Annotated in this window: 21 protein-coding genes and 1 pseudogene; 9 read left to right on the forward strand and 13 right to left on the reverse strand. The window is 52.0% G+C overall.

The window, feature by feature from the left end; translation table 11 throughout:
• Positions 1 to 12 precede the first annotated feature (12 nt).
• The 3 genes from AC3EMD_RS16435 to AC3EMD_RS16445 are packed head-to-tail and all read left to right on the forward strand — an operon-like array spanning position 13 to position 3,186.
• Entirely contained in the window at positions 13 to 2,064 is a 2,052-nt protein-coding gene (locus AC3EMD_RS16435; protein WP_302073601.1) for an FUSC family protein, read from the forward strand.
• On the forward strand, positions 2,057 to 2,269 hold the full coding sequence (locus AC3EMD_RS16440; protein ID WP_012968537.1) for a DUF1656 domain-containing protein: 213 nt from the start codon (positions 2,057 to 2,059) through the stop codon (positions 2,267 to 2,269). The genes AC3EMD_RS16435 and AC3EMD_RS16440 overlap by 8 nt, the downstream gene beginning before the upstream one ends.
• Positions 2,266 to 3,186 (forward strand): efflux RND transporter periplasmic adaptor subunit, encoded by a 921-nt coding sequence (locus tag AC3EMD_RS16445; protein ID WP_131033497.1) that lies wholly within the window; start codon positions 2,266 to 2,268, stop codon positions 3,184 to 3,186. The genes AC3EMD_RS16440 and AC3EMD_RS16445 overlap by 4 nt, the downstream gene beginning before the upstream one ends.
• Here AC3EMD_RS16445 and cydB read toward each other — a convergent pair.
• The 6 genes from cydB to AC3EMD_RS16475 form a co-directional block, all read right to left on the reverse strand.
• Positions 3,180 to 4,190: a cytochrome d ubiquinol oxidase subunit II gene (gene cydB, locus AC3EMD_RS16450; protein WP_008807703.1), complete on the reverse strand. Its 1,011-nt coding sequence runs from the start codon at positions 4,188 to 4,190 to the stop codon at positions 3,180 to 3,182. The genes AC3EMD_RS16445 and cydB overlap by 7 nt on opposite strands.
• Positions 4,187 to 5,593 (reverse strand): cytochrome ubiquinol oxidase subunit I, encoded by a 1,407-nt coding sequence (locus AC3EMD_RS16455; RefSeq protein WP_012542145.1) that lies wholly within the window; start codon positions 5,591 to 5,593, stop codon positions 4,187 to 4,189. Before AC3EMD_RS16455 ends, cydB begins: the two co-directional genes overlap by 4 nt.
• Before the next feature lie 55 nt (positions 5,594 to 5,648).
• Positions 5,649 to 6,536, reverse strand: a complete 888-nt coding sequence (locus tag AC3EMD_RS16460) for a manganese catalase family protein (protein ID WP_012542146.1) — start codon at positions 6,534 to 6,536, stop codon at positions 5,649 to 5,651.
• Positions 6,537 to 6,552: 16 nt separating this feature from the next.
• Complete coding sequence (locus AC3EMD_RS16465; protein ID WP_008807706.1) at positions 6,553 to 7,059, reverse strand: ferritin-like domain-containing protein; 507 nt, start codon at positions 7,057 to 7,059, stop codon at positions 6,553 to 6,555.
• Positions 7,060 to 7,085: 26 nt separating this feature from the next.
• Complete coding sequence (locus AC3EMD_RS16470; protein ID WP_008807707.1) at positions 7,086 to 7,580, reverse strand: YciE/YciF ferroxidase family protein; 495 nt, start codon at positions 7,578 to 7,580, stop codon at positions 7,086 to 7,088.
• Between the two features lie 89 nt (positions 7,581 to 7,669).
• Positions 7,670 to 7,855 carry a con-10 family general stress protein gene (locus AC3EMD_RS16475; protein ID WP_004150795.1) on the reverse strand — a complete coding sequence of 62 codons (186 nt, stop codon included), beginning with the start codon at positions 7,853 to 7,855 and terminating at the stop codon, positions 7,670 to 7,672.
• Positions 7,856 to 8,465: 610 nt separating this feature from the next.
• Between AC3EMD_RS16475 and AC3EMD_RS16480 the strand changes: the two genes are divergently transcribed.
• Positions 8,466 to 9,659: a zinc-dependent alcohol dehydrogenase gene (locus tag AC3EMD_RS16480; RefSeq protein ID WP_008807708.1), complete on the forward strand. Its 1,194-nt coding sequence runs from the start codon at positions 8,466 to 8,468 to the stop codon at positions 9,657 to 9,659.
• 107 nt (positions 9,660 to 9,766) lie between these two features.
• Positions 9,767 to 9,994, forward strand: a complete 228-nt coding sequence (locus AC3EMD_RS16485) for a DUF1272 domain-containing protein (RefSeq protein WP_012542149.1) — start codon at positions 9,767 to 9,769, stop codon at positions 9,992 to 9,994.
• 54 nt (positions 9,995 to 10,048) lie between these two features.
• Here AC3EMD_RS16485 and AC3EMD_RS16490 read toward each other — a convergent pair whose 3' ends face one another.
• Entirely contained in the window at positions 10,049 to 10,594 is a 546-nt protein-coding gene (locus AC3EMD_RS16490; protein ID WP_224231303.1) for a cysteine hydrolase family protein, read from the reverse strand.
• 293 nt (positions 10,595 to 10,887) lie between these two features.
• Positions 10,888 to 11,529, reverse strand: a complete 642-nt coding sequence (locus AC3EMD_RS16495; protein WP_080930055.1) for a GntR family transcriptional regulator — start codon at positions 11,527 to 11,529, stop codon at positions 10,888 to 10,890.
• Between the two features lie 173 nt (positions 11,530 to 11,702).
• Between AC3EMD_RS16495 and AC3EMD_RS16500 the strand changes: the two genes are divergently transcribed.
• The 4 genes from AC3EMD_RS16500 to AC3EMD_RS16515 all read left to right on the forward strand — a co-directional run bounded on the left by AC3EMD_RS16500 (position 11,703) and on the right by AC3EMD_RS16515 (position 13,731).
• Complete coding sequence (locus AC3EMD_RS16500; RefSeq protein WP_008807711.1) at positions 11,703 to 12,176, forward strand: OsmC family protein; 474 nt, start codon at positions 11,703 to 11,705, stop codon at positions 12,174 to 12,176.
• A 136-nt stretch (positions 12,177 to 12,312) separates the two neighbouring features.
• Positions 12,313 to 12,636, forward strand: a complete 324-nt coding sequence (locus AC3EMD_RS16505; RefSeq protein ID WP_012542151.1) for an antibiotic biosynthesis monooxygenase family protein — start codon at positions 12,313 to 12,315, stop codon at positions 12,634 to 12,636.
• Entirely contained in the window at positions 12,629 to 13,021 is a 393-nt protein-coding gene (locus AC3EMD_RS16510) for an amino acid-binding protein (protein ID WP_012542152.1), read from the forward strand. Before AC3EMD_RS16505 ends, AC3EMD_RS16510 begins: the two co-directional genes overlap by 8 nt.
• Complete coding sequence (locus tag AC3EMD_RS16515) at positions 13,018 to 13,731, forward strand: ArsR/SmtB family transcription factor (RefSeq protein ID WP_012542153.1); 714 nt, start codon at positions 13,018 to 13,020, stop codon at positions 13,729 to 13,731. The genes AC3EMD_RS16510 and AC3EMD_RS16515 overlap by 4 nt, the downstream gene beginning before the upstream one ends.
• A 337-nt stretch (positions 13,732 to 14,068) precedes the next feature.
• Here the strand turns inward: AC3EMD_RS16515 and AC3EMD_RS16520 are convergent, their stop codons facing one another.
• The 5 genes and pseudogenes from AC3EMD_RS16520 to AC3EMD_RS16540 all read right to left on the reverse strand — a co-directional run bounded on the left by AC3EMD_RS16520 (position 14,069) and on the right by AC3EMD_RS16540 (position 18,184).
• The gene (locus AC3EMD_RS16520; RefSeq protein ID WP_060875925.1) at positions 14,069 to 14,542 is read right to left on the reverse strand and encodes a hypothetical protein; all 474 of its coding nucleotides are present in this window, start codon (positions 14,540 to 14,542) and stop codon (positions 14,069 to 14,071) included.
• Positions 14,539 to 14,877: a hypothetical protein gene (locus AC3EMD_RS16525; RefSeq protein WP_080930056.1), complete on the reverse strand. Its 339-nt coding sequence runs from the start codon at positions 14,875 to 14,877 to the stop codon at positions 14,539 to 14,541. Before AC3EMD_RS16525 ends, AC3EMD_RS16520 begins: the two co-directional genes overlap by 4 nt.
• Positions 14,878 to 15,274: 397 nt before the next feature.
• Positions 15,275 to 15,442, reverse strand: a pseudogene (locus tag AC3EMD_RS16530) (isocitrate/isopropylmalate family dehydrogenase); the annotation flags it as partial.
• 634 nt (positions 15,443 to 16,076) lie between these two features.
• The gene (locus AC3EMD_RS16535) at positions 16,077 to 16,769 is read right to left on the reverse strand and encodes an EAL domain-containing protein (protein WP_023297392.1); all 693 of its coding nucleotides are present in this window, start codon (positions 16,767 to 16,769) and stop codon (positions 16,077 to 16,079) included.
• A 356-nt stretch (positions 16,770 to 17,125) separates the two neighbouring features.
• Positions 17,126 to 18,184, reverse strand: a complete 1,059-nt coding sequence (locus tag AC3EMD_RS16540) for a sensor domain-containing diguanylate cyclase (RefSeq protein WP_023297391.1) — start codon at positions 18,182 to 18,184, stop codon at positions 17,126 to 17,128.
• Positions 18,185 to 18,466 lie beyond the last annotated feature (282 nt).

Below are 18,466 nucleotides of genomic sequence, written 5' to 3' on the forward strand. Positions count from 1 at the left end.
ATAATCCGCGGCATGAACATCAACCACTTTCGCCAGGCCTCCTGGCTGCGTGCCGCAGGCGCCCTCGCGCGCCGTTTCATGCCGCAATCGACTTCAGCCGTCCTGCGCAGTGATGCCCAGGCAATACTCTTTTCCGCAAAGAGTTTCGCCGCGGCGATGCTGGCGTACTATCTTGCGCTATCCATCGGTCTGCAAAGGCCTTCGTGGGCCATCATCACTGTCTATATCGTGTCGCAGACCTCGGTGGGCGCATCGCTAAGCCGCAGCGTCTATCGCCTGCTCGGGACCCTCGCCGGCGCGACGGCCACCGTCTTCATCGTGCCCACCTTCGTTAACCAGCCGATCCTGTGTAGCGCCATGCTGGGCCTGTGGATCGCGGGTTGCCTGTGTCTGTCGCTGCTTGAGCGCACGCCGCGCGGATACGCATATTTACTGGCGGGCTACACCGCAAGCCTGATTGGTTTCCCCGCCGTCTCCGCGCCCGGGACCATCTTTGACCTCGCGGTCATTCGGGTGGAAGAGATCGCCATCGGTATCTTGTGCGCCGGATTGATTCACCGCTTCGTGCTGCCGGTGCGCATCGCCGGGCGGTTTAACAGCACGCTGGCACAGACGCTGGCAACCGCCCGGCAGCGGATCGCCGATACGCTGGCCGGTAAGCCGGTGGCGGCGGAAACGCTGCGGCTGGCGCTGAGCCTGCAGTTTCTGCAGGGCATCAACCACCATCTTCCCTGGGATGACGACCTCTCGGCTCCCCACCGCCAGGCCAGAAAAGCGATCCACGACCGGCTGGCGCGACTGTTGATCGTTAATGGCGAATTGTATGACCGTTTACAGAGGTGCGGGCAGCCACCTGACGACCTGCAGACGCTGCTAACGGAGGCAGAGGTCTGGCTGAGAGGTCCGGAAGCCCACAGAACGGCGCTCTCCGCCGACGGGCTACTCTCCCGCTGCGAGCAGCTCATCAACCGGTGCGCCCCTGCGCAGACGCTGAACGAGGCGCTGCGCGTTAGCCTGGTGCGCCACCTGGCGGAAGCCATCCGTCTCCTGCAGCAGAGCGAACGGCTGGCGAAGGCGATTTATCACCGCCGAGCGCCAACCCTGCCCCCTGACGCCCGCTCGGCAAAGGGCTATGTTTTCCATCGCGATCCGCTCAGCGCCCTGCGGACCGCCTTCGGCGCCTTCGTCATCATCCTCAGCGGCTGCCTGATCTGGATAGGCTCCGCCTGGCCCGATGGCGGCACTGCGGTCTCGATCCTCGGCGTCTGCTGTAGCCTGTTCGCCAGCTTCGATGCGCCGGCGGCGCAGCTGGTGAAATACCTGATCGGCTGCGTGTGGGGCGTGCTGTTCAGCCTGCTGTATAGCTTCGTCCTGCTGCCGCAGGTGAGCGAATTTGCCCTGCTGGCGGCGATGCTCGCACCGGTCTATCTGCTGGCCGGTTCGCTGCAGGCGCGGCCGCCGACCACCTTTATGGCGATGGGCATCACCCTGACGCTACCGATATTGTGCGAACTGGGCCCCAGCTACCAGGGGGATTTCGCGACGGCGATGAATACGTCTATCGCGCTGTTTGTCGCCATCGGCTATGCCGCGTTTGGTATGCGCCTGCTGCAAACCGTGCAGGCCGATGCCGCGGTCCATCGTCTGCTGACGCTGTGCCGTCGCGATATCCGCCGCGCCGCGCGGGGCCGACTGGCGCAGAATGCCCACCGCTGGACCAATCTGATGATCGACCGGACCGCTTTACTGCTGCCGCGGCTACCGCAGAGCGGGCCTGCCGCAGGTCAGCTGCTGGACAAGATGCTGCACGATATTCGTACCGGCCTGGCGGTGATCCACCTGCGCCGTAGCTATCAGCCGGTGGATCGCGAAACGGATCCCCCTGTGCAGACGCTGCTTGACGCCCTTAAACAGGAGCCGGGCATAGAGGCCCTCGCGCAGCCTGTTGACGCGCTGTTGGCCCACGGTTTACCGGCTGATGCCGCCTCACATGAGCGCGCGGAAGCGCTCATTTCCCTGTATTGCGCCTTACACCGGCCTGAGGAGAGCCAAAACCATGCGTGATCTCGCGATGGGCGGGGTATTTTTCCCCGGCCTGCTGGTTGTCGGCCTTGTCGCCCTGCTCGCGACGCTGCTGCTGCAACCGCTTATTTTCTCCGTCCGGGGCCTGGGCCGCTTGCCCTGCCGCCCGCTGTGGGGGCTTTCCCTCTATATCGCACTCTTTTTCCTGCTTCTGCAGGAAGTTAACACGCTGGGGTTTGCCGTATGACAGTCTATCTCACTCTTGTGGGCCGCTACGCCCTGACCTTAGGCGCCGTTGCCGCCGCCGCGCTACTGGCTTTCATTCTCTGGAAACAGGAGGCGCAAACGCCCTGGACCCGCGATGGTCGGGTACGGGCCGACGTGGTGCAGATCGCTCCCGATGTCTCGGGACCGGTGGCCAGCGTGGCGGTAAAAGACAACCAGTGGGTCAATCGGGGAGATGTGCTCTATTCCATCGATCCGCGCTGGCTGAAGCTGGCGGTCAGTAGCGCCCAGGCGGAGGTGGAAGCCCGACGCCAGGAGATGGCGATGCGCCAGGATGCCGCCAGACGACGGGCGCAGATCCAGGGCGTCATCTCCAGCGAAGATCTGAAACAGACCAATAGTGCGGCCAGCGTCGCGGCCGCTAACTACCAGGGCGCGCTGGCGGCACTGGCGCTGGCGCAACTGAATTTAGCGCATGCCACCGTGCGGACGCCGGTGGCCGGGTACGTCACCCATCTGCGGCTACGCCCGGGCGACTATGCCACCGCCGGGGTGACGAAAGTGGCCATTATCGATGGCCAGCGTTTCTGGGTGGTAGGGTATTTTGAAGAGACCCGTCTGCGCCACATCCACGTTGGCGATACCGCACATATCACGCTGATGGGGTATGATCCGGTCATTATCGGCCATGTCGAGAGTATCGGACACGGGATCGGCGATACCAATGATGAGACCGGCGCCCTGGGCCTGCCGGAGGTCGAGCCGACCTTCAGCTGGGTGCGGCTGGCGCAGCGTGTGCCGGTACGCATCCATATCGATACCCTGCCCGAGGGGGTGGAACGGGTCGCCGGCTTGTCCGCGACTATCTCGGTCATTCCCGCGCGGTTGGCGCGACGCGCCGGCAAATCCTCACCTGCCGGCGCGAATCAGGCTCAGTGATAGCCTTCGCTGCCGGAGACTTTGCCGCGAAAGACGTAATAACTCCAGGCGGTATACATCAGGATCACCGGGATAATGAGCAGCGCCCCCGGCAGCATAAATACCTGGCTGGAGGGCGGCGCGGCGGCATCCCACAGGGAGATATTCGGTGGGATAATGTTCGGCCAGACGCTGATCCCCAACCCGCTGAAGCCGAGGAAAATCAGGCCCAGCGTCAGGATAAAGGGACGAGCGTGGCTGGCGGGGCGCGCGCTCAGGCGCCAGATCCACAGGCTCAGCGCCAACACCAGGATCGGTACCGGCAGGAACCAGAAGAAATTGGGTAGCGTAAACCAGCGCTCCGCCACATAGCGCCAGCCCAACGGCGTCCAGACGCTGACCACCGCGATCACCACCATCAGCGCCAGCAGCACCTTGCGGGTCAGCTCGCGCATCCGCTGCTGCAGCGCGCCTTCGCTTTTCATGATCAGCCACGTGGTGCCGAGCAGCAGATAGGCCACCACCAGCCCCAGACCACAGAACAGGTTAAAGGGGGTAAGCCAGTCCAGCGTTGAACCGGCGAAGCGGCGGTCAGCCACCGCAAAGCCGTTGATAAACGCGCCGACGACAATCCCCTGGCTGAAGGTCGCCAGCAGCGAGCCGCCGGCGAAGGCATAATCCCAAAAGGTACGATGCGAGGGAACCGCTTTAAAACGAAATTCAAACGCCACGCCGCGAAAAATCAGACCGATGAGCATCGCCGTCAGCGGGATGACCAGCGCATCGGTGATCACCGCATAGGCCAGCGGAAAGGCGCCGAACAGCCCTGCCCCGCCGAGTACCAGCCAGGTTTCATTTCCATCCCAGACGGGCGCCACGCTGTTGACCATCACATCGCGCTCTTCGCCATCATGCACCACGCTGAACAGCATCCCAATACCTAAATCGAAACCATCCATCACGATATACATCAGCGTGGCGAAGACGATGATGACAAACCAAATCACCGAGATATCGATGCTCATGATGCGTTCTCCTCATCACGCACCGGCTCTGCCGCCGAGAGCGGACGCGCCGGGGTGCCTGCGGTTTGCGAGGTCAGCTCCGTCACCGGTTGCGGCCCTTTTTTAATCAGCCGGAAAATATAGTAATACCCCACGCCAAATACCGCGCAGTAGACCACGATAAACACCAGCAGGCTGATGGCCATCTGCAGCGTGCTGTGCAACGACACCGCATCCCGGGTGCGCAGCAAGCCGTAGATCACCCACGGCTGGCGGCCCATCTCGGTAGTCACCCACCCGGCGACCAGGGCAATAAGGCCGGCAGGCCCCATGCAGAGCGCAAACCACTGAAAGGGACGCGAGTGATACAGTCGCCGCCGATAGCGCAGCCAGGCGCTGCAGATCCCTAAGGCGATCATCAATACGCCCATCCCAACCATGATGCGAAACGACCAGAAAACGGCGGGCGAATAGGGTCGGTCCTCTTTCGGGAAGTCTTTCAGCGCCGGCACCTGCTTATGCAGACTGTGAGTGAGGATCAGGCTGCCGAGAGCGGGGATCTCGAGGCCATAGCGGGTGCGCTCCTGTTCCATATCCGGCAGGCCAAACAGCAGCAGCGGCGTGGCCTCGCCGGGTCGGTTTTCCCAGTGCCCCTCGATGGCGGCGATCTTCGCTGGCTGATGCTCAAGGGTGTTAAGACCATGCATATCCCCCACCACCGCCTGGATTGGCGCTACCAGCAGCGCCATCCACATCGCCATCGACAGCATTTTGCGGATGGCCGGCGAGTCGTTGCCGCGCAGAAGATGCCACGCGGCTGAGGCCCCGACGAACATGGCGCTGCTGAGAAACGCGGCTATCGCCATATGAAACAAACGATACGGGAACGAGGGGTTAAAGATAATCGCCAGCCAGTCCTGCGGAATGAGATGGCCATTTTCGATGGTAAAACCCTGCGGCGTCTGCATCCAGCTGTTGGAGGCGAGGATCCAGAAAGTGGAGACCAGGGTGCCAAGCGCCACCATGCAGGTAGTAAAAAAATGCAGCGCCGGCGGCACCTTATTCCAGCCAAATAGCATCACCCCGAGGAATCCCGCTTCGAGGAAAAAGGCAGTCAGCACTTCGTACAGCAGCAGCGGGCCGGTTATGCTGCCAGCAAACTGGGAAAATCCGCTCCAGTTGGTGCCGAACTGATAGGACATCACTAATCCGGAGACCACACCCATCCCAAAATTGACGGCGAAAATTTTCAGCCAGAAATTGTAGAGTGAGCGCCAGACGTTATCCCGGGTTCGCAGCCACATCCCCTCAAGCACCACAAGGTAGCTGGCAAGGCCGATGGTGATGGCCGGAAAGAGGATATGGAAGGAAACGGTAAAGGCGAATTGCAATCGGGCCAGATGAAACGCGTCGAATTCAAACATATTCCACACCCATCATTGTGAATCGCCCCGGCCGCAGCCGGGGCTCATGCGAACATCACTTAGCCGATGAGGAAGTGTTTTGCTTACCGGCGCCGAGTTCGGCGCCGGTCAAAGGATCGCCCTGCGGGTCAGACTGCGTTCGCTTCAGCATCGCTTTGCACAGCGCTTCCTGCTCTGGCGTCAGGCCGACAGTAGCGCTGCCATCTCCGCCATCCACGGCCGGCTGCGGATCCTTGACATAATCGAAGTGTTTGTCACTGTTCCAGCTGCCGCGTACTTCTCCACCTTCAGACATATTGTAGTAGGTGTTAGCGTACTCGCTAATGGGCGGCAGTTTGCCCGGAGGATAGTTGTTGCGAATCGACTGCAGCGCCTTCTCAAAAGAGAGCTGATGCGCCGCTTCGCGGGTCATCAGGAACGCCAGCGCGTCTTTCACGCCGGGATCGTCGGTCACGTTGATCAGGCGTTCATAGACGATCTTCGCCCTCGCCTCCGCGGCGACATTCGACCGCAGGTCGGCGGTGGGTTCACCGATAGTATCAATATAGGCCGCCGTCCACGGCACGCCCGCCGAGTTGGTTAGCGGGGGACCGCCGCCGTACAGCAGCGAGGTAATATGGCTGTCATTGCCGTTGGCGGTGAGTGAACGATAAAGTTCCGCCTCGCTCTCGGTGCCCTCCGCCAGGGCTCCTTTGGCGCCTTTATTCAGCATGCCGACCAGGGTGCCAATGATCTCCAGATGGCTCAGCTCCTCTGTCGCGATATCCATCAGCATATCTTTGCGGCCGGGATCGTCATCGCTTAATCCCTGGGTGAAATAACGACACGCGGCGGCCAACTCGCCCTGAGGACCGCCAAACTGTTCGAGCAGTAAATTCGCGAGCCCCGGATTGGGTTCAGCAACGCGCACGGTATACTGCAGTTGTTTCACATGACGAAACATAGGCCTGCCTCCTGGGTTATTTTTTCGCTTCTACGCCGTCAGCATCTGAACGCAGGAGAAACTGCTCCGTGGTCTGAGGAATATGTTTGATCAGCCAGTCGGCCATTTCCCGCTCTTCCGCCAGGATAGCCTCAATAGCCGGGATGGAGGCGGTGTCGCCCGCTTTTTCAGCCGCCGCCAGCAGAGAGGTGTAGCAGGCGATCTCAAATTGCTCGAAGACGTACCCGCTGATCGAGCCTTTGACGATTTCATCGGAAGGAAACATTCCGCCGATGGACTGGCCGAGAGCCGCCATTTTACTCATCGAATCTTTAATCACCGAGCGCGAAATGTCGTTGCGGTCGAGGATCTCTTCCAGCACGGTAATTTGCCGTTTGGTCTCATTAATATGCTGTTCAATTCTGGCACGGAGATCCGGATAATTATCGATACGGCCAGCCATCGATTCCAGCATGGATTCTGCCTGCTTTTCCATGGCATGCGCATCGCGTAGCCAGTCATGATAATGTTCAACGTGATTCATGGTCATTTCCTCGTGTCAGGGCGCGTTTATTTTTCCGCTTTTTTATTAATGTTACCTACCGCCAAATCGGTTAATTTAACGTCGGTTTGCTTTTCTTCTTCCAGCGTTTCGGCCAGCAATTTGACCGCTTTTTTATAGCCCAGCTGTTCTGCCAGGGTGACCAGGGTGCCGTAACTGGCAATTTCGTAATGCTCGACCTTTTGCGCAGCGGCAATTAGCGCAGCATCTCGTACCTCATTTTTTTCCGTGCTCTCAACGACTTCATTGGCCTCTTCGATTAATCCTTCCATGGCCACGCATTTCATGCGTTTGATTTTCAGGCCGGATTCCTGCTCAATAATCTGGTCAATACGTTCAATCTGGCCCTGGGTTTCTTCGAGATGAGCATTGAACGCCGCGCTGAGTTTTTCACTGGACGCCGCTCTGGCCAGTTTAGCCAGCCCGCGGGTTAATTGTTTCTCTGCGCTGTAGGTATCTGAGAGCAGGTGAATAAATACATCTTCAATGCTTTTCATATTCATAGAAATACCTTCTGGAGTCAGAAAATAACTGCGAGTCTATACAGACTCGCAGGAGATACTTTCACTTCAGGGTGCAAGGAAAAGGATAATCAGGAATTATCGGACTTGCGGCCACCGCCGTGGCTGTTTTGTCCGCCTTTTTTACCCGCTTCGGACGCACGCTGCGGATCATTTTTAAAGTTCCCGCCGCTGTGCTGACCACCTTTACGACCTGCTTCAGAAGCTTTTTCACGGTCTTCAGCAAAATTACCGGAACCACCACGATGCTCTGCCATATTTCACCTCATGTATATCGGTTATGTCAGTACGATACGAAAATATTCCGTATCACTCGTCGTTCGATATTTAACTCTAGCGGGTAATGCTGGTTAGTCAAATTATTATTCCGTTTTCCCGACGTCTTTCAGCAGTAATTCGGAATAATTCTACAACACACATTAAAAATAACCAGACGGCACATCACCGCTAACTTACTGTGTGCAGGGAAATAATACCTGCAGCCCTCGTATTATCGATACAATCGGAGTACTCCTGTTGAGGTATATAACGAAGCGGCGCGGCGAGGCTTCGTCAGCATGAAATTCAGAACTTTTCTAAAGATAACCAATAAAAAAAGCCGCTGGGGGAGCGGCTATCAAATAAAAAAATGGAGCGAATATCATGCCTGATTAAGGCTAGACTTCGTCATCCGAATATGCAAATAACCCAACAAACCAAACGTGAAATAAGCGAAACGTAAAACACACCCAACAACTGAAATATCACGCAGTTCCATTACTTGTACTCTACGCTTTATTTTTACGGTGGTTTATCGGTGGCCATCGCGTCAGGTCAATATGCCTTTGCACCTGATGCGGTCAGCCGTTCTCTCCAGGAGAATATGCAATGAAAGCACTCACTTATCATGGTCCCCATCATGTCAGCGTCGACACCATGCCCGACCCGGCCCTTGAAGCGCCGGACGATATTATACTGCGCGTCACCGCGACGGCGATTTGCGGTTCCGATCTCCATCTTTACCGCGGAAAGATCCCCGGCACGCATCACGGCGATATTTTCGGCCATGAATTTATGGGGGAAGTGGTGGAAGCGGGTTCCGAGGTCACCGCGGTCCGCAAAGGCGACCGGGTGGTTATCCCGTTTGTGATCGCCTGCGGAGACTGCTTCTTTTGTCGCCTGCAGCAGTATGCCGCCTGCGAAAGCACCAATAGCGGCCAGGGGGCAACGCTCAACCGAAAAGGCATTTCGCCACCGGCGGCCCTGTTTGGCTATAGCGATTTGTACGGCGGCATCCCCGGCGGCCAGGCTGAATATGTACGGGTCCCCAAAGCCAATACCGGTCCATTTAAAGTGCCTGACACCTTACCCGATGAAAAGGTGCTGTTTCTGTCAGATATTCTGCCCACCGCCTGGCAGGCTGTAAAAAACGCCGAGGTCAAACCCGGCAGCAGCGTGGCTATTTTTGGCGCCGGCCCGGTAGGCCTGCTGTGCGCCTCCTGCGCCAGGCTCAATGGCGCAGAGCAGATATTTATCATCGATCATAACGATTACCGACTCGATTTCGCGCAGCAGCGCTATGGCGCGATCCCGATAAACTTCGACACCCATGACGACCCGGCGCAGTGGATTATCGATAACACGCCGGGACATCGCGGTGTCGACGCGGTGATTGACGCCGTGGGCTTCGAGGCGAAAGGCAGCCTCACGGAAACCGTCCTCAGCAACCTGAAAATCGAGGGCAGCAGCGGAAAAGCCCTGCGCCAGTGCATCGCCGCCGTGCGCCGCGGCGGTATCGTCAGCGTGCCCGGGGTTTACGCCGGTTTCATTCATGGGTTTATGTTTGGTGATGCCTTTGATAAGGGGCTGACCTTCAGGATGGGGCAAACCCACGTCCATGCCTGGCTGCCGGACCTGCTGGCGCTGATTGAGCAAGGGCTGCTCACCCCTGAGGAGATCGTCACTCACCATATGCCGCTGGAGGAGGCCGCGCGCGGCTATCAGATCTTTGAGAAACGCGAAGAGGCATGCCGCAAAGTCATCCTTGTGCCGGGGATGCAGCCCGGGAAGGCAACGCTTTGAGGCGGAAGTTAATCCGCCCTCCTCGGCAGCCAGTCCGGGCCGTGATATAAAAACAGCATGCGTTGACCCGCCGTCGCTGATATAGCCGTTAACCACAGGAGAAGTTAATGCTCGAGTTACGCCCGAATTGCGAATGCTGTGATAAAGATCTGCCGCCAGACTCACCCGAGGCGTTTATCTGCTCGTTCGAGTGTACTTTTTGCCGGGACTGCATGACGGCGCGGCTGCACGGTCGTTGCCCAAACTGCGGCGGCGAACTGGTGCGGCGCCCTGTGCGTCCCGAAGAGGCGCTGCGGCGGCACCCCGCCTCCACCCTGCGCCGCCATGCACAGTAAAACCGGATGAACTGGCGTGGCAAACGTGAGCCATCGAGCTCCCTTTCTTCACCCTTATTTCTCTGCAGAAAAGTGCCACTCTGCGGCGGTCGATAGCGTCACAAATGGCCCGGCAAGCGTGATATTGTGATGGCCGATAATGTCAGGCGCTGACAACCGTTCGTTATCCATAGTTGAATGCGCATCCGAGATCAGCACCGTCCGCCATCCCAGCGCCGATGCCGCACGGCAGGTCGTGTCCACGCAGAATTCGGTTTTCATCCCGGCAATAACCAGCTGTTTTACGCTGGCCTGGGCGAGCCGATGCGCAAGGTCAGTGTGCTGGAAACAGGAGGGGTACTTTTTAATAAAGACGATATCCCGCTCGCCGTTAACCCCCATCTCAGGCAGCAGTTGGGTTAATGGACTTTGTGCTGAGAACGGAGAATCGTCCGGCCCGGTATGGCGGGCAAAGAAGACGGGCACCCCAGCCTGTCTCGCTTTTTCAATTAGCAGGCAAACGTTCGCCAGAAGCGCATCGGCCTGATACGGAGAAACCGGGCCATGGAAAAGCCCCTGCTGCATATCGATAATTAAAAGGGCATGCTCAGATGAAATCATGATGGGTCTCCATTCAGTGTGTCACGAACGGAGAGGTCTCTCCCCGTCCACATTGGCGGGGAGTGAGGATCTGTTTGTCAGGAGCCGGTCACAGATACGCCCACACCACCGCTGGTTACGGTCGTGGTGGTGGTGACGGTGGTGGTAGGCTGAACTGACGTAATCATTATCTGACCTTCACTGATTCCTTACCGATAAAACATAAGCACGATTAAAACGGCTCTTTTCTTATAGCATTGAGCAGATACGGATGGCAATTTATGCGCGATCAACGCAGCCGCTTTGCACAACCATTAACGGCTTAAGATATAAGCGCGAAGGATTTCGCCTGCTGAGAGAATATGTTTCACGGTATACGCCCGCGCCTCCTGTGGATGATTTTGCTGGCAGGCCATCAGGATCTGCTGATGCTCATCCTGGAATTTCAGCGTATCCGACAGCAGTCTGTTCTGAAAAAGCTCATATCTTTCAATCTGCTCGCGCAATTCACCGATCATCTTCAGCAGGCGCTGATTATTACACTTCCGATAAAGCAGTTCATGAAACTCCCGGTTATATCTCCCCTGCTGCTCGGGTTCAGAAGCGCTGCTCAGTAGCTGATGCACCAGTGCTGCCCGGGCAAGCGTTTCCGGGTCCATATTCTCCAGGCTATGAAAAATGGCTTCGCCTTCCAGGAGTGCCCGCAGCTGATAAATTTCATCGACATCAGCGGCCGTCAGCGTTTTCACCACCGCGCCACGATTTCTGTAAATCTCAACCAGACCTTCGCGCTCAAGCTGCTGTATCGCTTCTCTCATTGGGATACGGCTGACCGCAAACTGACTGGCCAGGTCCCTCTCAACGAGACGGTCGCCATCTCGCAACGTCCCCTTGTTGATTAAGGTTTTTAGCTCACCGGCAAGAATATCGGCGGTCGAACGGGAAGCGGTGTTCATTTGGCTCTCTTTACATCACGCATAAATGGTATACCATTATGCCATTGACATTAGCGTCATGACAACCTTGCGATTCCAAGGGCAGCTTCGTTGAGGCAACGCAACAAAACGGGAAGATGCCTCTGCGATGAAAAGCACATAAATCCCCCCCTCCACAGAGAAAAGGCAAACCTATGCAACATGCTTATACCAGCCATATCACATGGACCGGCAATCAGGGCACGGGTACTTCGGGTTACAAGGCTTATGCCCGGACCTGGGATATCGCGGTAAAGGGAAAAGAACCCATTCATTGTTCAAATGACCCATTACTGGGCGGCGATCCCGGCAAAATGAACCCGGAAGATCTCCTGCTCTCTTCTCTCTCAGCCTGTCACATGCTGTGGTACTTACATCTGGCCTCCGATGCCGGCATTACGGTCATGGAATATCAGGACTCGCCGGTGGCAACGGGTGAAGTGTTAAAAGGGGGCGCGGGTCGCTTTATTTCTGCCACCCTCAGGCCGAAAATCACCGTACTACCAGGTACCGATCTCGACGCCGCCACGGCCATTCATCAGCAGATCCATCACGTCTGTTTTATCGCCCGTTCGGTCAATTTCCCGGTCAGTTACCAACCTGAATTTATTATTTTTAACGCAGAGTAACGCGTTTCTGAAGGGTAATCCGGTGCGCAGGGACGGCGGCTGAGGGTATCCCCCCTCAGCCATACTTCGCTGCAGACCGAAGCATTCTGCTGTGGCCGTCAGTAGACTGCAGGGACATTCACCACGGAGCAGACTGATGATTGCAGTACTTTTTGAGGCCGACGCCTTACCAGAAGCACAGGAAAGATATTTACAGCTTGCGGCCGGGCTGACGCCTTTGCTTTCAGACACGCCGGGGTTTATTGCCATTGAGCGCTTTCAGAGCCTGAGTACGCCCGGCAAAATCCTCTCGCTATCCTGGTGGGAAGATGAAGCATCGGTGGCCAACTGGCAGCAAAATGAGCGGCATCTGGCTGCCCAGCGCGAAGGCAAAGCATCGATTTTTTCATACTACAGAATACGCGTTGCCCGCGTGTTCCGGGATTACGCATCGGATCGGGGAGCACAGCCAGATGTATGACATTCACGTGATTCTCAGCAACACGCCGGGCTCGCTTGGCGCAATGGGTATGGCGCTGGGTAACAACGGCGTGGGGCTCGAAGGCGGTGGCGTATTCACCACGCCTGATGCCGGACATGCGCATTTTCTGGTGGAAGACGGTGAGAAAGCCCGCAGGGTACTGACCGAGGCTGGTTTTGCCGTCAGCAGCGTATGCCGTCCTCTGATCAGAAAGTTACCTCAGGAACGACCTGGTGAACTGGGAGACATCGCAGACACCCTGGCCCGCAATGGCATTAATATTCTGGTACAGTACAGCGACCACCGTAACCGGCTCATTCTCATTACCGATGATGACACCCGGGCAGCGGAAGTGACCAAAAAATGGGCCATACTTTCTGAATGAATCTCCTGAAAACGCAGCAAGACAGTGAGCCAGAGGAGGCGCTGGAAACCGCTATGGCGATGGTGGCCTCCGCCCTCTCTGACCCGTCAAGGGTCAGTATTCTATGCGCGCTAATGGATGGGCGCGCATGGACGGCAACCGAACTCAGTACGGTTGCCGAGGTGTCTGCCTCCACCACCAGCGGGCATCTTGCCCGACTGCTCAGCAACGGGCTGGTGGTGTGTCTCGCGCAGGGGCGTCACCGCTATTACCGCCTGGCGGGCGCGCATATCGCCGCGCTGCTGGAAAACCTGATGGGCGTCTCTATGCAGGCGCATAAGACGCTTCTCCCCAGCACGCCGGTTAATCTTCGTTACGCACGCACCTGCTACGACCATTTGGCGGGCGAGCTGGCGGTGAATATTTATGAGTATATGCTGCGGGAAAAATGGCTAGCGGCCGATGGCCTGGCCCTGACATCAGCCGGTAAAGCCCAGCTTGAACGCCTTGGCGCAGTACTGAACACCCGCCCGCGACGTAAGCCTTGCTGCCCCTGTCTTGACTGGAGTGAAAGACGTTTTCATCTGGGCGGTGATGCCGGTTCGTCGCTGATGGCACTGTTTGAGCAGAAAGGATGGATAACCCGCACGCCGGGATATCGGGAAGTGCAAGTGACGGATAGCGGCAGAGCGGCGCTGTCCCGGCTGTTTAATCTGAAGGTGAGCGGATAGCGTATTGCTTTTCAGTCACCCATTTGGCGCCTTACCGTTCGGCGCGGTTTTAACCTGCATTTTCTCCCCGAACTCACCCTCTAACTTTGGTGCATCTGTTTGCATGTCCGCATAAATTCCGCACCTCTATGTCGGGGAACGTGTGACGGGGGATTAAGGGCGCCATGTGAGGATAAGCTAATCTGTGCTCATTCCTAACCAGAAACAAATAATATGTTTCACTACCTCTTCTATAATAAATTTAAAATCAATAAGTTAAACCTGTTCAGTAAGATTAATTTTTTATATTTTAATCTAAAAACAATAACTTGCCAAATCCCGACTCTTGTCGAAACTGTCAGCGATGATATGTTTCCCATTCCCGGTAAACCGATATAATTGACTGATATTTAGATGTGTCAGCAGGACTGAAGAAAAAGTGCAACTCCTTATCTTCGTACAACTCTCTGATTGGAACGTGATAAGTTTTCTTAAACGTTTCCTTGTTTAGTTTTCCTTCACGATAACTCATACAGGCTTGATCATATGCATTGAGCCAAGTTTCTTGTGCTGAATTATAATTTTTGCTGATGATTGGATAGTTGACAGCAGAGCTATCAGCTTCTGCGTATTTCATCAATGCCTCGCGCAGCTGTACTGTTGCAGTAGCAATACTATTTGTAATCTGACTTTCGAGAGCAGCTTCCTGTAACTTCAGCGCTCTTTTGGAAATAACGTTTGCATTACGATATTGAAGTGCTGAATAGATAGAAGCCACCAAAGCTATACATGAAAGCGTAAGCGTTACAATATTTAATTGTTCTTGATTCATGGTTTCGGTCCTTTTGCTACCATTCTCATCATTGCTAGTATTTCATCATTGCTAATGGATGAGCCTGATTTAGCTAACGCCTCATAATCCTCCCTACCACTGTAGTGTTCAAGGGCGATAACATCATCGTCATACCCCATGTCCGTCAGGGCCTTTTTTAGCTCTTCGAGCATACGAACCCGTTGATGCTCAGTAAGAGGGTTTCCACCTACTGTTAAAGTCTGAATTTCCATCCAGATTTTATTCAATTCTATCACTCGCATATCTCCATCTTTGCATTTAGATATGCGAGCAGCATATATTTCTGCTAATTCCTTATAAGTGTGGACTGCCATAGTATCTCTCCTTGATGTATGAATTAGAGTCTGTATAGATAAAGTAAGACTTTTTCATTGTATTGAAGAAAATTAGAAGAACAAGATTTTTAGGGAATTTCACCCATGCAACGCATTCTTTTTCGCTATGAATGTTTTTTTAAAGAAAAAGAGATTCTATATATACACTTCTGGCAATGGCAAACTGCCAAGATATTTCCTAACCTGATATTTTTCTGAGTTCATAACCCGGTCATGGCAAATACTTCAGTTAGAAAGGCAGCATTGAACTGGTGGCGTCGTGCAGCATGATATCTGTCTCTACACGATCCGATGAGCACCTGGGGGAATCATTGACTGAAAATCAAAAAAAACGGGAGCCCATCGGCTCCCGCTTTTACTTAATCCACCAAGGGGATCACATGTTCGCGATAATCGCGTCGCCAAACTCGCTACATTTCAGCAGTTTAGCGCCTTCCATCAGACGTTCGAAGTCATAGGTCACGGTCTTGGCGGCGATAGCGCCTTCCATGCCTTTGACGATCAGGTCTGCGGCTTCGAACCACTGCATATGGCGCAGCAGTAGTTAACTAATAACGTCATTACTTATTGATTAAAAAAGGAAAATAGGTGTTTTTGATGCGTGGTTAATGTTTTTAGTCTAATCTCTAACCTATTGAAATTCATTAGTATATTTTTAGTTTTGATAACCAGCTTTGAGTCTTTCAGCTCATCTGGATAGTGAATTATTAGCCAATAATACTCACTCCCTGTGAGTCGGGTTAAATATTTCCGGTGTTATAACTCATCATTTGAAAAGAAAATAAAAAAGCCTCGAAATCCGAGGCTTGCATTGGAACCAGCAGCACCATTATATTATTTAATTACTACCTACCATGTAATGATTGCTCTTTTCCATACCATCTTCCCTTTTTTTTCTTCTTTTATATACAGAATTCTTTTCATAATGAAATATAAAATAAGCGAAAACGCAATGATAGCAATATACGTCCCGATACCGAAAGATACCAGAAACATAACCAAGATCCCAAAGAATGCTACCAGTAAAGATGTGCAGATAGATATCAAATTAATTGTCTTGCGTGCGTCTCTTGATACATAACCTTTAATCTTAAAGGCATGGCAACTGTGGCAGCGGTCCTCATTAATTAAATTTGCACCACAAAATGGACATTTATCATCTTTTGTTGTCATTTATTTTAAATCTCAATATAATAGTAATCACTCATCCACAACCTTCCCTGGCAAGCGCAATCAACAACAGAATGTACTTTATTTTTTTGTTCTATTGTCTCAACTCCCTCAACAATCACGAAATTGCAGTATGATTTTACTTTATTTATTACGTTAAAGAATTCGCTCTCACTCTGTATTTCCCAGAAATAATCTTTATCAATTTTTATACATTCAAAATTAAACATATCTATAATTGTTAAGCTTGTTAAGCCGCTCCCAAAATCATCCAGCCATACTGGACACAATTTTGAAAGACACTTTAAGTCAACCATAGAGCATTTAGTATTGAATTCATGAAAATGCTCGTTAATCTCAAAAGCAATGTTTTTTTGGTTTTTTAAGTAATCACCAATATATTTATCGTTCAAAATACAATCGCTAATAAGACTATCAACATTCAACGAAACTGGCTTGGACTTCAATTTTGATGTATCAAGTCTTTCAATTGTCAATATCTGTTTCTTAAACACATCGATTTTTTCTTTATCGCTTAATGAAGTGAAACAAAAACCAACTTCATTAGCAAGATAATCATTGCAATGCTTTTTTTTAACATTTTTCGTGAGAATTTCCCAAGAATGAATAGAACCATCTTTTTTAAAAGATGGTTCTAAAACAAATCTACAGAAATCTATTTCCACACTGTTCTTTATCATTAAAAAAACACCGGAACTAGGAATAATCCTAATCGTGTCATAATTAACAATGAAAGAGAAATAGTTTAAAATGATCGATAACGATCGAACAATAGGCGAAACCTATCATATTTCATAAATTGATCGATTATTCAAATCAAATGACTCAAAAGGGAAAAGCAATTAACACGAGACCGTCATTAATTATAATAAAATCATACAGTTAAGTGGTGCCACTAATTTGGTGGCAGGTATCAAACGTTAGTTGAGATGGTGTCTGTGGTTCCGAATAAATTTATCCGTATTGGTAATGCCGATCATAAACTATCTTTAAAATTTATAAGCATAAACTCATGAGAAAAGAAATCATATCATCTTCAATTATTCGGCATGCAATATCCATTCTTCCCGTTACGTTTAACTTCATATAGCATTTCATCAGCCTCTTTGATCCACTCGATGATTGATTCTTTATTTTCTGCGCAAGAAATACCAATACTGACAGTACAGTAAATATCTTTGTGAGAAGGTAATGAAAGATCTTTAATTTTTTTCTGAATTATATGAACCATAGCTATAACAAGCTTATTATTACTATTGTTAACAATAATAGCCAACTCATCGCCACCAAATCTTGCTGGTACGTCCTTCTCGCCAGCGCAGTCTCGTAATATTGATGATATACGAGATAACACCGCATCACCTACTTCATGCCCATAGGTATCATTAATTTTTTTAAAATTATCAACATCAATGAGCATAAGATAAGAATGCGTTCTCTTTTTACGTGTCGCACGAAAAGCACTTTCCATTTTCTGCTCAAAAAAACGGCGATTTGGCAGATCTAAGCCAGGATCCATCAGAGCCTGTTTTTCCAGTAACTCCCTTCTTTTCCTCAACTTTATAGATAAGTGCCTTGAAACAATACTCAGTAATATGGGATAACAGGTCGCCAAGGGTAAAGAAAGCAATACCGTTCGGGTACTGAATTCTATCGTATATCTGAAATCATTTACTAACCAAACTGTCAGGAAACTAATCATCATCCACATTAATGCTGGTTTTAAAATTTTCCATCCACCAGCAGCATAGCGATCAGCTATTTGAACTGAGATTATGAATAATGATGGAATTGGACTAACTTGCATTACGGCTATCCAGATTCCAGCCCAGAATGAATCAAGTATCATATTCTTCTTTTCAGTACTCAGCATATCCTTCGACATCATGCTTGCAAGATAAGCAACCGATGGCCAGATGAGTGCATTCAGAATTAACAAGGCTGTTGTTATTTTTTGATGTGACTGTTCCTGGAGGACTGAATATATAGGAATAAAGCAAAGAACGACACCAATCTGACGTAAAAAATATACTCGCTTAATGAACGATGTATTTCTATCAGATATGTACTTCTCATCCGGGAAATTTGTCAACATAGAAAGCCTATTATAAATCACTAAGAACTGCCATCACGTCAACCCACTAAATAACAAGATAAAACCTTCCTGCATTACAAAGTTATAACACGAATGTGAAAATTACAAGATTGCACTTCAATTAATGATAAACGTCTCAATAATAACATTTGGCATCCATTTTTTTGAACCTATTCTCACGATTTATATCTGATGCACAGCAATATTTTAGGGCTATATCCTTAAAAATTAATTCCCAGCAGAATTTAGCACTACTTCATTATTAATTTTGGTAGGTTATTA

The sequence above is a fragment of the Klebsiella sp. PK18 genome (assembly GCF_057784655.1).